The sequence below is a fragment of the Stenotrophomonas sp. VV52 genome, from assembly GCF_002893095.1.
In the GTDB taxonomy this organism is placed as follows: domain Bacteria; phylum Pseudomonadota; class Gammaproteobacteria; order Xanthomonadales; family Xanthomonadaceae; genus Stenotrophomonas; species Stenotrophomonas aracearum.
The window spans coordinates 108072-121491 of sequence record NZ_PKQQ01000006.1; the positions used below are offsets into that span (position 1 = coordinate 108072).

The following is a 13420-nucleotide window of genomic DNA, read 5'->3' on the forward strand; positions in this document are numbered from 1 at the left end:
TGCGCCCATGAACGAGCTCACCGTCGATTCGGCTGTTCCCACCCTGCACGCTGGCGGGGTGGTCGCCTACCCCACTGAAGCCGTATGGGGGTTGGGCTGCGATCCGGCCAATGAAGCTGCGGTGTTGAAGCTGCTGCGGCTCAAGCAGCGCCCGGTCGAGAAGGGCATGATCCTGGTCGCCGCCGACCTGGCCCAGCTGGACGGCTGGGTTTCGGTCAATCAACTGCCCGCCGACCGCCGCGCAGAAGTGCTGGCCAGCTGGCCCGGCGCGCACACCTGGATCCTGCCGGCGGGCACGCGTGCGCCGCGCTGGATCACCGGCCACCACACCGGCATTGCGGTGCGGATCAGCGCACATCCCCTGGTGGCCGCGCTGTGCCGTGCCTGGGGCGGACCGCTGGTCTCGACCAGCGCCAACCTGGCCGGCCACCCGCCGGCACGCACCCGCGCCGAGCTGGATCCCGCGCTGCTGGCCCTGCTGGACGGCCTGGTCGACGGCGCCACCGGCGGCCTGGCCCAGCCCACCCCGATCCGCGACGCCCTCACCGGGCAGGTGCTGCGCACCTGAGCCGCGGCGTTGTTTACGCGTGCACAGGCAAGGCCGCACACTGCGGCCATGCGCCCATCCCCTGCCCTCTGGCTGTTCCTCCTGCTGCCCGCTGTCGCCGCTCCGCTGGCGGCCCAGGACAGCAGCGTGCGGGTGTACCGCTGCGTGGGCAGCAAGGGCGCGGTGTCGCTGCAGGACGCGCCGTGCCGTGACGGCCGCCAGGAAGTGCGCGAAATGCAGCGCCCGCGCGACCCGGCCCCCCGGGTCGTGCGCAGCGACAGCACACCGTCCACGCCACCGCCTGCCGCGCCCGAACGCGAAGTGCGCTACGTCCACGTACAGCCGCCGCAGCCGATGTACGAATGCATCCGCGACGATGGCAGCCGTTACACCAGCGAGACCAGCGAGGGGAATCCGCGCTGGGTGCCGGTGTGGACCAGCGCCTGGTTGCCGGGACGCGGTCCAGGCGGCATTCGTCCCGGACCAGGTCCGGGTCCAGGTCCCGGGCCCCGCCCGGATCCCCGTCCCCTTCCACCTATCGCACCGATGGGCAGCGGTTCGATCACCTCCAGCGGTGGTTCGCTGACCGTGCAGGGCGGTGGCTCGCGCGGCGGGGGCAGTTTCACCGTGGGCAGCGGGAGCACCCAGTGGCACACCGAAGGTTCGGCCTACCCCGGCACCTACCATGACGTGGTGGTGCCGGCCGGCAATGTGCTGGTGCGCGACCAGTGCCATCCCCTGCCGGCCAGCGAAGTGTGTTCGATCCTCAGCGACCGCCGCTGGGAGCTGGTGCGCCGTTACAACAGCGCGCTGCAGGGCGAACGCGACGCGATCAGCCGTGAACAGCGCGGCGTGGATGCGCGGCTGGACCGCGACTGCCGATAGGGCGGCGGGCCAGGTGCGTTGTATCCTGCGCGGATGAAACCCTGGTGGCTCCTGTTGCTGTGCGTGGCCTCGTCGGCAATGGCCGACGACGCGATCGTGTTCCGCTGTACCGACGCCGATGGCAACAGCACCGTGCAGGGCACGCCGTGCCCGGCCGGCAGCCACCAGGTCATCCAGCGCATGAACGCGGCGCCGTCGCGCGCCGAGGTGTCGGTGTCCAGCAGCATTACGCCGCCCGCAGCGGCGCCACCACCGGTGGCACCCGCGGCCAGCGCGCCAGCGGCGGCGGGCGACGCGCCCGCTGCGGTGCCCGCCTTTGTGCCCGGCAAGGCCCGGCCGGTCGAGCGCATCATTTCAGAGGCCTACGAAGTGCCCACCGGGACCGCGATTCTCGACACGGCCAACCTGCCCAAGCCCGGAGACGATGCAACCGCAGCGGACACCGACAAGCCGCCGCTGCCGGAGATCTACCAGTGCCAGGCACAGGACGGCGGCCGCTACCTGCATGAGCGCGAGCCCGCGCCGCCCCACTGCCAGCTGCTGTCGGTCACCGCCCTGGGCGGGGCGACGCCGGTCAATGCCGCCAGCTGCGAGGTGATCCGCGACGCGTGCGAGCCGATACCCGAAGACCAGCGCTGCAACGCGTGGCAGCAGCGCTTCCGCGATGCACGCGGGCGCGAGCGGTTCGCTTCGCCGGACAATGCGGCCGCCGCTGCGGCAGAGCGCGCCCGCCTCCAGGCAGTGCTGGCCGAGTCGAGCTGCGCGGTCCCCGGTTGACGTTAAAACCCGTAGCGCAGGAACCCACCGTCCACCGCGATGCATTCGCCGGTGACATAGCTGGCCGCAGGCAGGCACAGGAAGCCCACCGCAGCCGCAACTTCTTCCGGCTCGCCGATGCGGCGCATCGGGGTACGGTCGATGACCTGCTCGTAATAGTCCGGGTCCGACAGCGGCCCGGAGGTGCGGCGGGTGCGGATGTACCAGGGCGCCACCGCATTGACCCGGATGCCGTCTTCAGCCCACTCCACCGCCAGGTTGCGCGTCATCTGGTGCATGGCGGCCTTGGTCATGCCATACACCGCGCCGCTGCGCACGTGGGTGAGGCCCGACACGCTGCCCACGTTGACGATCGCCGAGGCGGCATGGCGCGCCAGCAACGGGTGCGCATAGCGCGACAGCTCGAAGGCCGAGAACAGGTTGGTTTCGAAGATGCCGCGCCATTCGTCTTCGGTGTATTCGGTGGCCGCCTTGGTGACGTTGCCGCCGGCATTGTTGATCAGCAGGTGCAGGCCGTCGCTGTGGTCTTCCACCCAGTCGAGGATCTCGCGGCGGTCCTCGTCGTCGGAGACATCGGCGGCAAGCCCGTGGATCTCACGGTCCGGGTACGCGTCGGCCAGCTCGTCGCGGGCCATTTCCAGCGCATCGGCGTCGCGCCCGACGATCAGCAGGTCGGCACCGAATCCCAGCAGTTCGTGTGCGATCGCCAGGCCGATGCCGGCACTGGCACCGGTGATCAATGCGGTCTGTCCATCCAGTCGCCAACGATGCGCGCTCACCTGCTTCTCCTGCGTTGGGGGCCTGCCCCGTAAGTCGTGCGGGCAGGATAGCCCGCATGCGGGTGCAGCGCATCCCGTCACACACGGGCTGGCAAAGCGGTGCGACACTACGATTTCCTGGGCTCGCCCGCGAGGTTGCCATGTTGATCCGTATCGCCCTGCCGCTGCTCGGCCTGCTGGTAGTGAGCGGCTGCAACCGTCCGGTGCCGCCGGATCCCGACAAGCGCCCCGAACCGCAGGCCACCGCCCTGCGCGACGCCGTGCAGGCACCGCTGGAAAAGGCCAAGGCGGCCCGCGAAACGCTGGAAAAGGCGCCGGATACACGCGCCGCGGATGACTCCGCCATCGAACCCTAAATAAAAAAAACCCGGCTTTCGCCGGGTTTTTTCGATGTATCAGAAGCCGCAGAAACAGTATGCCAGGGCTTTCACCGGGGCACTGCCGCGCGGGTCGCGGGCGGCATCTTCAACGAAGCGCAGCTGCGTATCCACTTCCGGCATCGAGCGGGCCAGCATGATCCGCGCCATGCCGGTTTCACCCAGCATCCAGGCACCGGCGTGGCTGCCGGCAAAGCCGCTCAGGAACTGTGCAAACGGGGTGGCCGCCTTTTCGATGTAGCGCACCCGCACTTTGTCGGGACCGCCCAGCTTGGCGCGATTGGCGGCATCGGCAATGGCGTCCTTCAGGCCACCGAAGGCGTCGACCAGGCCGCGCTCCTTGGCCTGCGCACCGCTCCACACGCGGCCACGCGCCACTTCGTCCACCGCTTCCACCGGCTTGTTGCGCGCATCGGCCACCTTGCCGGTGAAGTCGGCGTAGCCCTTGTTGATCACCGACTGGATCACCTGGCCCACGGCCGGATCCATCGGACGGGTGATGTCGAAGGCACCGGCGAAGCGGGTGGTGCCCACGCCGTCGGTATGCACGCCGATCTTGTCCAGCGAGCGCGACAGGTTCGGGATCATGCCGAAGATGCCGATCGAACCGGTGATGGTCGACGGGTCGGCATAGATGCGGTCGGCATTCATGCTGATCCAGTAACCGCCCGAAGCAGCCAGGTCGCCCATCGACACCACCACCGGCTTGCCGGCGGCCTTCAGCGCCACCACTTCGCGACGGATCTGCTCGGAGGCGAACACTTCGCCACCCGGCGAATCCACGCGCAGCACCACCGCCTTGACGTTGTCGTCGTCGCGCGCTTCGCGCAGCAGCGCCGAGGTCGACTCACCACCCACGCGGCCGGCCGGCAGGTCGCCGCCGGCGATTTCGCCCGAGGCCACCACCACCGCCACCTGCGGACGCGAATCCACCGGTGAACCGCGCATGTCGAGCTGGGCCAGGTAGCCGTCCAGGTTGACGCTGCGGAAGCCGCCGTCGGCGTCTTCGTCGGCGACGCCACGGTCGGCCAGCAGGTCTTCGACTTCCTCACGGGTCTTCAGACCGTCCACCAGCTTCTGCTGCAGGGCGAACTTGGCCAGGTCGCCACCGGCGGCGGCGATGCCCTCAGGCATCGTGTCGATGCCGGCCGCCAGCTGCGCGGCGTCCAGCTTGCGCGCCTTGGCAATGTCGGCCAGGTAGCGCTGCCACACGTCGTTCATCCAGAACAGGTCGGCTTCCTTGGCCTGCGGCGAGGCGGCGTCCAGCACGTACGGTTCGGCCGCGGACTTGTACTCGCCCACCTTGAACAGGTGCACGTCCACGCCCAGCTTGTCCTGCAACCCGGTGCGGAAGTACTGGCGGTAACGGCCAAGGCCTTCCAGCACCACCCCGCCCATCGGGTCGAGGTAGATCTCGTCGGCCTGCGCGGCCAGCAGGTACTGCCACTGGCTCAGGTTGTCGGCATAGGCCACCACCTGCTTGCCCGACGCGCGCACGGCCTGCAGCGACGCCGCCACTTCACGCATTGAAGCGAAGCCGCTCGGCTGCAGCTTGTCCAGCTGCAGCACCACCCGCTCGATCTTCTTGTCGTCCCGTGCCGCATCCAGCGCGCGGATCAGGTCGCGCAGCTGCACTTCCTCGGCGCTGTTGTCGCCAATGGCCTTGGCGAGCGCACGGCTGACCGGGTCTGCACTGAACTGCTCGACCAGGCGGCCTTCCGGCGCGATCACCAGCGAGGTGCGGTCCTGCAGGGCACGGTTGCTGCTGGCGCCCTTGCCCATCGCCACCACGAACAGGACGAGGATCAGCAGCAGCAGGCCGAAGAACAGCAGGTTGAGGATCAGCCTGCGGGTAAAGTTCATCACATCCCACAGCCCGATGAAGAAGCTGGCGACAGGATTGCGACGCACGGGTTGGTTCATGGGGGAAACTCCAGTTGGCTTCTTGCCGTGGTACCAGCATAGCCGCTGCCGGACAGGCCGGCATCGGACACAAGTAAGGGGGCCGTCAGGCCAGGGTGGTCCCGACGCGACGGCTGCTGACCCGCAGGCGCCAGCCCATCAGGATCGCGGCGGCGGTAAGGCCCAGGATCAGGCCCAGCCACATGCCCTGCGGTCCCATGCCCAGGCCCAGGCCGAGCCCGGCGCCGAGCGGCATGCCCAGCCCCCAGTACGAGAACATGGCGATGAACATCGGCACGCGGGTGTCCTTCAGGCCGCGCAGCGCGCCGGCCGACAGTACCTGGATGCCGTCGGGGAACTGGAAGGCCGCCGCATACAGCAGCAGGGTCGAGGCGAGCGCGGCCACGCCCAGGTCGGCGGTGTACACGCCGACGATGGCGTCGTGCCCGAACAGCAGCACCAACGCCGAAAGCGTCTGCGTTCCCAGGATGATCAGCAGCCCGGCAATCGAGGCCCGACGCACGCCCAGCCCGTTGCCGCTGCCCACCGCATGGCCGACCCGCACGGTGGTGGCTTCGGCCACGCCCATCGGAATCATGAAGCACAGCTGCGCCACGTTGATCGCGATCTGGTGCGAGGCAGCCTCGGTTGCGCCCAGGCGGCCGATCAGCAGCGCGGTGACGATGAACAACCCGCCTTCCATCAGCACCGTGATGCCGATCGGCAGGCCGGTCCTCAGCAGGTCCCAGATCGCCGCCCAACGCGGCAGCTCCAGGTGCGAGAACAATTCCAGGTGGGCGAAGCGGCGGGTCTTCCACAGGTAACCGGCAAAGCACAGCGCCTGGATCCACATCATGGTGGCCGAGGCGATGCCCAGGCCTTCAGCGCCCATTTCCGGGAAGCCCAGCTTGCCGTAGCACAGCACGTAGCCCAGCGGCGCCAGCACCAGCAGGCCGCCGAAGCCGAGCAGCATGGTGGGCAGCGTCCAGTGCATGCCTTCGCTGAGGTAGCGCATGCAGAAGTACAGGGTGAGCGCCGGGCCGCCCCAGCGCACCGCATGCAGGAAGGCGGTTGCGCCGGGCACGATGTCCGGCGCGATGCCGAACGCCGGCAGCAGCGGCGGCACCACCGTGAGGAAGGTGAACATGATCAGGCCCAGGCCCAGCGCCAGCCATAGCGCCTGGCGGAACAGCGGGCCGATCTCGCGCTCGCGGCCGGCGCCGTGCAGCTGCGAAACCGAGGCGGTCAGCGAGATCAGGGTGCCGATCGGAATCAGCATCGGCAGCCACAGCAGGGCGGTGCCGATGGTGACGGCGGCCAGGGTCTGGGTGCCGTGGTGCCCGGCGATGACGTTGTCGACGAAGGAAATCAGGCCGGTGGAGACATGGCCGAGCACCAGCGGCAGCGCGAGCAGGCCGGTGGCACGCACTTCCCGGGAGAGGCGCGGCGTGGAGGTAACGGTAGACATGGGATCACAGACCGCAGACTACGGCAGCGCGCGAAGGGCACAGGCACCGGGTTGCGGGCGGCCATCTTACGCTTACCGCACTACATTTTCCCGCAGCCAGGCATCACGGGCGGCCGGCGCCAGGCCCAGGAACTGGTCACGTACGCGGTCGCGCTCCTGCGGCGGCGTGCGCTGGGCAATCAGGGTGAGCTGGGCCAGCTGGCCGTCGTTGAGCTGGCGCAGCGCGAGCAGGGCGGGTTCGCGCTGTTCCACCGGCAGGTAGCCGAACAGGCCCTGCAGCTTGGGGAACTGCTGGCCCAGCTGCGGGCCCAACCGCCAGCCGTCTCGGAAGCGCTGGTCCTGTTCGTCGAAGCGCGCGCGCAGCGACTGCTGCTGCGCCGCCGGCAGCGCGGCCACGCGGCGCGCGGCCTCGCGGATGCGGGTGCGTTCGGATTCGGGCAGCGCCTGCCACTGCGCGTAGCGGGTGCGCAGCTCGCGCAGCTGGGCCGGATCGAGCGCGGCCGGCGTTGCGGGAATCGCCGGTGCGGTGGTCGGGGTGGGGACGGGGGCGGCAACCGGGGTGGGCAGCGGCAGTGCCTGGGGCGCGGCAGTGGCGCCAGCGGACAGGGCCATCAGGAGCAGCAGGATCGACTTATTCATCGGCGGCAGACGTCTCCAGGCCGGCAGCGGCAGGTTCGGGGCGGTTCGGTTGCGGCTGCGACTCATCGACGGGCACCGGACCGCCGGCCGCGAACCAGGCATACAGATCAGCATCGCGGGCCAGCATCAGTTCGGGATCGGCCAGCATCGCCGCGTCGCTGGCGGCATGCGCGGGGTCGGCCGGCGCGGCCACCGGCAGGTCGTCGGCCGGCAGCTGTTCCACGGCCACCGGGTCGGCGGTGGACACCGCACCGTCGGGCACGCTCGCCTCGGGGGGCACGGCGGCCGGCCGATGCTTCCACCAGGCCGCGCCGCCCAGCAGCACGCCGGTGGTGACCAGCAGGATCAGCAGGCCTCGCCACACGGGCCGGCGATTGCCGGCACGGCGACGGGCAGGGCCGCGGCGGGGGGCGGCCTCTGCAGGCGCGGGCGCGCGCCAGGAGGCCGGTCCCTTGTCCTTGCCCGGTGCGGGCACGGCGGCCGGCTGATGCAGCTGCTGCAGGCGGCTGGCGGGCATCTCGCGCAGGCGCTGCTGTACCTGCTCGGCCAGCGCGCGCCAGCCGGCGGCATCCGGGTGGCCGTGTGCGTCGCGCGGGCAGGCCTCGGCCAGCGCGTGCTGGTAGTCGGCCACGGGCATGTCCAGGATCTGTGCGGCGGCGGCCTCGTCCAACCCGCCACCGACCCGCAGCAGCAGGGCCAGGCGCGCGGGCGGTGCCAGCTGCGGCAGGTGCGACAGTTCCGGTGCCCACTGCCCACCTGCGGCGGGAACGCGGATCGGGGTGCGGTGCGCCAGCAGGATCCAGAACCGGTCGGGCCACTGGGCCATGGGCACGTCGCTGGCGATCCCGGCGAACGCACGCATGACCGCGACCAAGGCCTGTTCGGCAACGGTCGGGTCGCCGCACTGCAGCTCGGCAACGACCAGGGCACGGCGTTCAACGCCTCGCAGGAACGCGGACAATGCGCCCGCTGCGTTGGATGAAACAGGGGCGTTCACAGCCGTCATAGCAACTCCATCAAGTGCCGGAATGATAGCGAGTGCGCCCCCGGTCGGGCATGCCGATGCAGGCCGCAGGCGGCGCGACATACGGCCGGGAACGCTTGACAGCCGCGCAGGTTGTGCACAGCACCAACAAAAACGGCACAAAACCGGGGGGTGAAGCCCGCGTCACCCGTGTGTCAGCTTTGTTTCACAGCCATGGTGTTGATTTTATTGGATTTTACTGTGTGGCTATTTTTTGACCAACACAGGTGTGAGGGCGGAACTCCCTGACAATCAGCTCGGAGTTCGACACTCGCACACAGACTTATCCACAGAAGATGTGGATAAGACCGAATCTCCAATAGCCACGGATATTTAGCCGGTATTTAGGTTCCACGGCAGGCCCCGACAGGGGATTCTCCGACTGAACAGGCCGGTCCACGACCGCTACACTGGCCCGATGCTTTCCCCTGCCCCCACGCCCACCCTGCAGGTCGTCCTGCCCGTGCCCTTGCCGCAGTGGTTCGACTACGCCCCCCCGCCGGGCGAGCTGCCGCACGCAGGCATGGTCGGCCGTCGGCTGCGGGTGCCCTTCGGGTCCCGCGAGCTGGTCGGCGTGGTGGCCGGAATCGGCACAGTGGCCGACGGCGCCACCCTTCGCGCTGCGGTGGCGTGGCTGGACCCGGCCCCACTGCTGGGCGGGGAACTCTGGTCATCGCTGCAGTGGTTGTCCCGCTATACCCACGCGCCGCTGGGGGAAGTGGTCAGCACTGCCCTGCCCGCCCCGTTGCGCAAGGGCGAACCCGTCCCCGACACCCATCGTTGGGGCTGGCAGCTCACCCCTGCCGGCCAGGAGCCGGGCGTGAAACTGCGCGCGGGGACACGACCCCACCGCCTGGCCGAGCTGCTCGGCAACGGCAGTGTCGATGAGGACCTGCTGGAAGAGGCACTGCATGACTGGCGCAGTGCCGCCCGCGCCTTGGCCAAACGTGGGCTGGTCGAACGCGTTGCGCTCGCGCACAGCGCTGCGTTGCCCAGCCTCCGGCCCGGCCCGTGCCCGAACGCGGAGCAGGCCGACGCGATCGCGGCGATCACCGCCGGGAAGGGTTTCGGTGCATTCCTGCTCGATGGTGTGACCGGCAGCGGCAAGACCGAGGTGTACCTGCAGGCGATCGCCGACTGCCTGGCGCGCGGCCGCCAGGCGCTGGTCCTGGTGCCCGAGATCGGGCTCACCCCGCAGACCCTCGCCCGCTTCCGCAGCCGCCTGGGCATCACCGTGCATGTGCTGCACTCGGGCTTGAACGACAACGAACGCGCGCGGGTCTGGGCAGCCGCCGCACGCGGCGAAGCGCAGGTGGTGGTGGGAACGCGCTCGGCGGTGTTCACACCGCTGCCCAACGCCGGCCTCATCGTGGTGGACGAAGAACACGACGGCAGTTACAAGCAGCAGGACGGGATCCGTTACCACGCCCGCGATTTCGCGCTGGTGCGGGCCAAGGCGCTCGACATTCCCGTGGTCCTGGGCAGCGCCACCCCGTCGCTGGAGTCGCTGCACAACGCGCACGCGGGCCGGTACACCCATCTGCGCCTGAAGCAGCGCGCCGGCGAGGCCCGACCGCCCACGGTGCGGGTGCTCGACGTGCGCAAGCGCCCGCTGAAGGACGGCCTGTCGCCAGAGGTCCTGCAGGGTATCGAACAGCACCTGCAGGCCGGCCACCAGGTGCTGGTGTTCAAGAACCGTCGCGGCTACGCGCCGGTGCTGCTCTGCCACGACTGCGGCTGGACCGCGCCCTGCAAGCGCTGCGATGCGCCGATGACCGTGCACGCTGGCGGGCGCCGCCTGCAGTGCCACCACTGCGGCGCGCGCCAACCGGCGCCGCTGGCCTGCCCGGACTGCGGCAGCCTGGCGCTGCAGCCGCAGGGCATCGGCACCGAAAGGCTTGAAGAGCATCTGGTGGAGGCGTTTGCCGACTACCCGGTGATCCGCATCGACCGGGGTACCACGAATCGGCGCGACGCACTGGAAAGCCAGTTGGCGTCGCTGGGCGACCGTGCGGGCATCCTGGTCGGGACGCAGATCCTGGCCAAGGGCCACGACCTGCCCAAGCTGACCCTGGTGGTCGTGGTGGGGATCGACGAAGGCCTGTTCTCGGCCGATTTCCGCGCCAGCGAAAAACTGGCCCAGCAGCTGATCCAGGTGGCGGGGCGCGCGGGGCGCGCGACCGATCCCGGCGAAGTCTGGCTGCAGACCCACCATCCCGGGCATCCGTTGCTGGAAACGCTGGTCAATGGCGGTTACCACGCCTTCGCCGATGCCGAACTGCAGCAGCGCGAAGCGGCGGGCTTCCCGCCGTTCGCACACCTGGCGCTGCTGCGCGCCGAGGCGCAGCAGGTGGAACATGCCAATGCCATGCTGAGCGGCGTGCGCGAGCTGATCGCGCACGACAGCCCGGTGGAGCGGTTCGGCCCGATGCCGGCACCGATGCCGCGCCGCGCCGGTTACCAGCGCACCCAGCTGCTGTTGTCGGCGCCGTCGCGACGGCCGCTGCATGCACTGTTGGACCAGATCATGCCGCAGGTCTACGCGCTGCCGCAGGCGCGGAAGGTGCGCTGGTCGCTGGATGTAGACCCGATGGACCTGTATTAGGTCAGCGGCGTCATGACCGCCTTGACGTATGCGGGGCGCTGTTGGAGGCGCTGGTACCACGCTTCCAGGTGCGGCAGCGACGGGCGCTGGATCGGCAGTTCGAACCACGCATAGACAAGTGCGCCCAGCGGGATGTCGCCCATCGCAAACTGCTCGCCGGACAGCCACGGTTGCCGCGCCAGCGTGGCATCGGCCATCGCCAGCAGCTCACCGGCACGCACCACGGCCGCGTTGATGCGCGCTTCGTCGCGGTTGGCCGGTGCGGTGCGCATGATGCCCCAGATCAGTTCGCTGTACAGCGGCGCCATCCGCGAGGTGCTCCAGTCCATCCACTTCTCGGCCTGGGCGCGCGTCATCGCGTCTTCCGGGTACAACGTGCCCAACGCGTAACGCGCGCTCAGGTAGCGCACGATGGTGTTGGATTCCCACAGCGGCAGGCCCTGGTCTTCGATCACCGGCACCAGCCCGTTGGGATTCATCGCCGTGTACCCGGGCGACTGCGTGCCACCGAACGGACCACCCACTTCGATGGATTCGTATGGCAGGCCGATTTCCTCGGTGCACCACAATACCTTGCGCACGTTGCTGGAATTTTGCCGGCCCCAGATCTTCAGCATGTTGGTTTCCTGATCATTGAAGTGCGCCGCTACGATACGCCGATGGCCGTACCGCTGCGATGGCCGCTGAATCGGGTTGCAGGCATGCACGTGCACATGCAGCCCGACATGCGACGATGCGCATATTGGAATCGACCGTCCTGGAGCGTCTGCATGACCCGCGATCCCCTGCCCCACCTGGTCATCATCGGGGGTGGTTTTGCCGGCCTCTGGGCCACCCGCGCGCTGGCCAGCGCGCGCGTCCGCATCACCCTGGTGGACCGTCGCAACCACCATCTGTTCCAGCCGCTTCTGTACCAGGTCGCCACGGCGGGCCTGTCCGCACCCGATATCGCCGCACCGCTGCGCCATATCCTGGGCGAGCAGCGCAACGTGGAAGTACGACTGGGCGAAGTCACCACCCTCGACAAGCACGCGCGCCAGATCACCCTGGCTGATGGCAGCACGCTCGGCTACGACACGTTGATGCTGTGCACCGGCGCCACCCACGCCTACTTCGGGCACGACGAATGGGCCGCCGACGCGCCCGGCCTGAAGACACTCGACGATGCCATCGCGCTGCGCCGCAAACTGCTGCTGGCGTTCGAGCGCGCGGAGGCCGAACCCGACCCGGCGCGCAAGGCAGCCTGGCTCAGCTTCGCCGTGGTGGGCGGTGGCCCGACCGGCGTGGAGCTGGCCGGCACCCTGGCCGAGATTGCGCGGCATACCCTGCGCAACGAGTTCCGCCACATCGACCCGGCCAGCGCCAAGGTGCGGCTGGTGGAGGCGGGCCCGCGCGTGCTGTCCAGCTTCCCCGAGGTGCTCTCGCTCAAGGCGCGCCGACAACTGGAGAGGCTCGGCGTGGAAGTACTGACCGGCACCCCGGTGAGCAACATCAACAGCGAAGGCTTCCAGCTCGGCGAACAGTTCATTCCCGCGCGCACGGTGGTCTGGGCGGCCGGTGTGGCGGCCTCGCCGCTGGCGCGCACGCTGGAGGTGCCGCTGGATCGCGCCGGGCGCGTTCCGGTGCAACCGGACCTCACCGTGGCCGGACACCCCGAGATCTTCGTCGCTGGCGACCTGGCCGCGCTGCAGCAGGCCGATGGACGCCCGGTGCCGGGCGTGGCGCCGGCAGCCAAGCAGATGGGCAAGCACGTGGCCGCCACCGTGCGCGCAAGGCTGGAAGGTCGGCAGGCGCCCGGGCCGTTCAAGTACCAGGACTTCGGCAACCTGGCCACGATCGGCCGCATGGCCGCCATCGTGCACCTGGGCCGGCTGCAGCTGTCGGGCGTGCTGGCCTGGTGGTTCTGGCTGGCCGCGCACGTGTTCTTCCTGATCGGCTTCCGCAACCGGATCGTGGTGCTGCTCAACTGGGCCGTGGCGTACTGGAGCTACCAGCGCAGCGCGCGGATCATCTTCGGCGACGACCAGGACGACCGCCGCCCCCGGCCTTGAGCAGCACGCTCAGATAGGTTCCGCGTCGGCGGCCTGCAGCCACGCCAGCTTGCGCTCGCGGGGCTGCTTCTTGAGTGCCCACTCGGCCTTCGACGCCGCCGCACGGTCCGGATAGGCGCGCACGGCCAGCACCTTCAGCGGCGGGTTGGCGCGGGTGTAGCGCGCGCCCTTGCCGCACAGGTGCGCCTGGAAACGGGCGTCCACGTCGTTGCTGATGCCGGCGTAGTAGCTGCCATTTCGGCATTCGAGCAGGTACACGTACCAGGGGGCGGGTTCAGCGGGCATACCGGGATTATCCACCGACGCGGCGATACTGGCTGCTAGAATCCGCGCCGGACGCGGCCCCGCCTGCGTCCTGGAGTTCCC

13 protein-coding genes are annotated in these 13420 nt (G+C 69.5%); 6 read left to right on the forward strand and 7 right to left on the reverse strand.

Going from position 1 to position 13420, the window contains the following annotated elements; all coding sequences use genetic code 11:
* Positions 1-7: 7 nt before the first annotated feature.
* From C2U58_RS11575 to C2U58_RS11585, 3 genes are read left to right on the forward strand one after another with little or no spacing between them, the layout of a single operon-like run.
* Positions 8-568, forward strand: coding sequence for a Sua5/YciO/YrdC/YwlC family protein (locus C2U58_RS11575; RefSeq protein WP_102945992.1), 561 nt, complete (start codon positions 8-10; stop codon positions 566-568).
* Positions 569-616: 48 nt separating this feature from the next.
* A complete protein-coding gene (locus tag C2U58_RS11580) occupies positions 617-1432 on the forward strand; it encodes a hypothetical protein (RefSeq protein WP_102945993.1) in 816 nt (271 codons plus the stop codon).
* A gap of 33 nt (positions 1433-1465) precedes the next feature.
* Positions 1466-2209 carry a DUF4124 domain-containing protein gene (locus C2U58_RS11585; RefSeq protein ID WP_102945994.1) on the forward strand — a complete coding sequence of 248 codons (744 nt, stop codon included), beginning with the start codon at positions 1466-1468 and terminating at the stop codon, positions 2207-2209.
* Positions 2210-2211: 2 nt separating this feature from the next.
* On the opposite strand, the gene C2U58_RS11590 is transcribed toward C2U58_RS11585, so the two are convergent.
* On the reverse strand, positions 2212-2988 hold the full coding sequence (locus tag C2U58_RS11590; protein WP_070207606.1) for an SDR family oxidoreductase: 777 nt from the start codon (positions 2986-2988) through the stop codon (positions 2212-2214).
* A 140-nt stretch (positions 2989-3128) separates the two neighbouring features.
* Here C2U58_RS11590 and C2U58_RS11595 point away from each other — a divergent pair, with 140 nt between their 5' ends.
* A complete protein-coding gene (locus C2U58_RS11595) occupies positions 3129-3344 on the forward strand; it encodes a hypothetical protein (protein ID WP_102945995.1) in 216 nt (71 codons plus the stop codon).
* Positions 3345-3383: 39 nt separating this feature from the next.
* Here C2U58_RS11595 and sppA read toward each other — a convergent pair whose 3' ends face one another.
* From sppA to C2U58_RS11615, 4 genes are all read right to left on the reverse strand, one after another.
* Positions 3384-5288, reverse strand: a complete 1905-nt coding sequence (gene sppA / locus C2U58_RS11600; RefSeq protein WP_102945996.1) for a signal peptide peptidase SppA — start codon at positions 5286-5288, stop codon at positions 3384-3386.
* 85 nt (positions 5289-5373) lie between these two features.
* Positions 5374-6735: an MATE family efflux transporter gene (locus C2U58_RS11605; protein ID WP_102945997.1), complete on the reverse strand. Its 1362-nt coding sequence runs from the start codon at positions 6733-6735 to the stop codon at positions 5374-5376.
* A gap of 72 nt (positions 6736-6807) precedes the next feature.
* Entirely contained in the window at positions 6808-7374 is a 567-nt protein-coding gene (locus C2U58_RS11610) for a DUF3106 domain-containing protein (RefSeq protein WP_102945998.1), read from the reverse strand.
* The gene (locus C2U58_RS11615) at positions 7367-8380 is read right to left on the reverse strand and encodes a hypothetical protein (RefSeq protein ID WP_102945999.1); all 1014 of its coding nucleotides are present in this window, start codon (positions 8378-8380) and stop codon (positions 7367-7369) included. Before C2U58_RS11615 ends, C2U58_RS11610 begins: the two co-directional genes overlap by 8 nt.
* A 436-nt stretch (positions 8381-8816) precedes the next feature.
* On the opposite strand from C2U58_RS11615, the gene C2U58_RS11620 reads away from it, so the two are divergent.
* Complete coding sequence (locus C2U58_RS11620) at positions 8817-11003, forward strand: primosomal protein N' (protein WP_102946000.1); 2187 nt, start codon at positions 8817-8819, stop codon at positions 11001-11003.
* Here C2U58_RS11620 and C2U58_RS11625 read toward each other — a convergent pair.
* Complete coding sequence (locus C2U58_RS11625; protein WP_102946138.1) at positions 11000-11620, reverse strand: glutathione S-transferase; 621 nt, start codon at positions 11618-11620, stop codon at positions 11000-11002. The two genes, C2U58_RS11620 and C2U58_RS11625, sit on opposite strands and share 4 nt — an antisense overlap.
* A gap of 153 nt (positions 11621-11773) precedes the next feature.
* Between C2U58_RS11625 and C2U58_RS11630 the strand changes: the two genes are divergently transcribed.
* Positions 11774-13054 (forward strand): NAD(P)/FAD-dependent oxidoreductase, encoded by a 1281-nt coding sequence (locus C2U58_RS11630; protein WP_102946001.1) that lies wholly within the window; start codon positions 11774-11776, stop codon positions 13052-13054.
* A gap of 9 nt (positions 13055-13063) precedes the next feature.
* On the opposite strand, the gene C2U58_RS11635 is transcribed toward C2U58_RS11630, so the two are convergent.
* Entirely contained in the window at positions 13064-13339 is a 276-nt protein-coding gene (locus tag C2U58_RS11635) for a GIY-YIG nuclease family protein (protein ID WP_102946002.1), read from the reverse strand.
* Positions 13340-13420 lie beyond the last annotated feature (81 nt).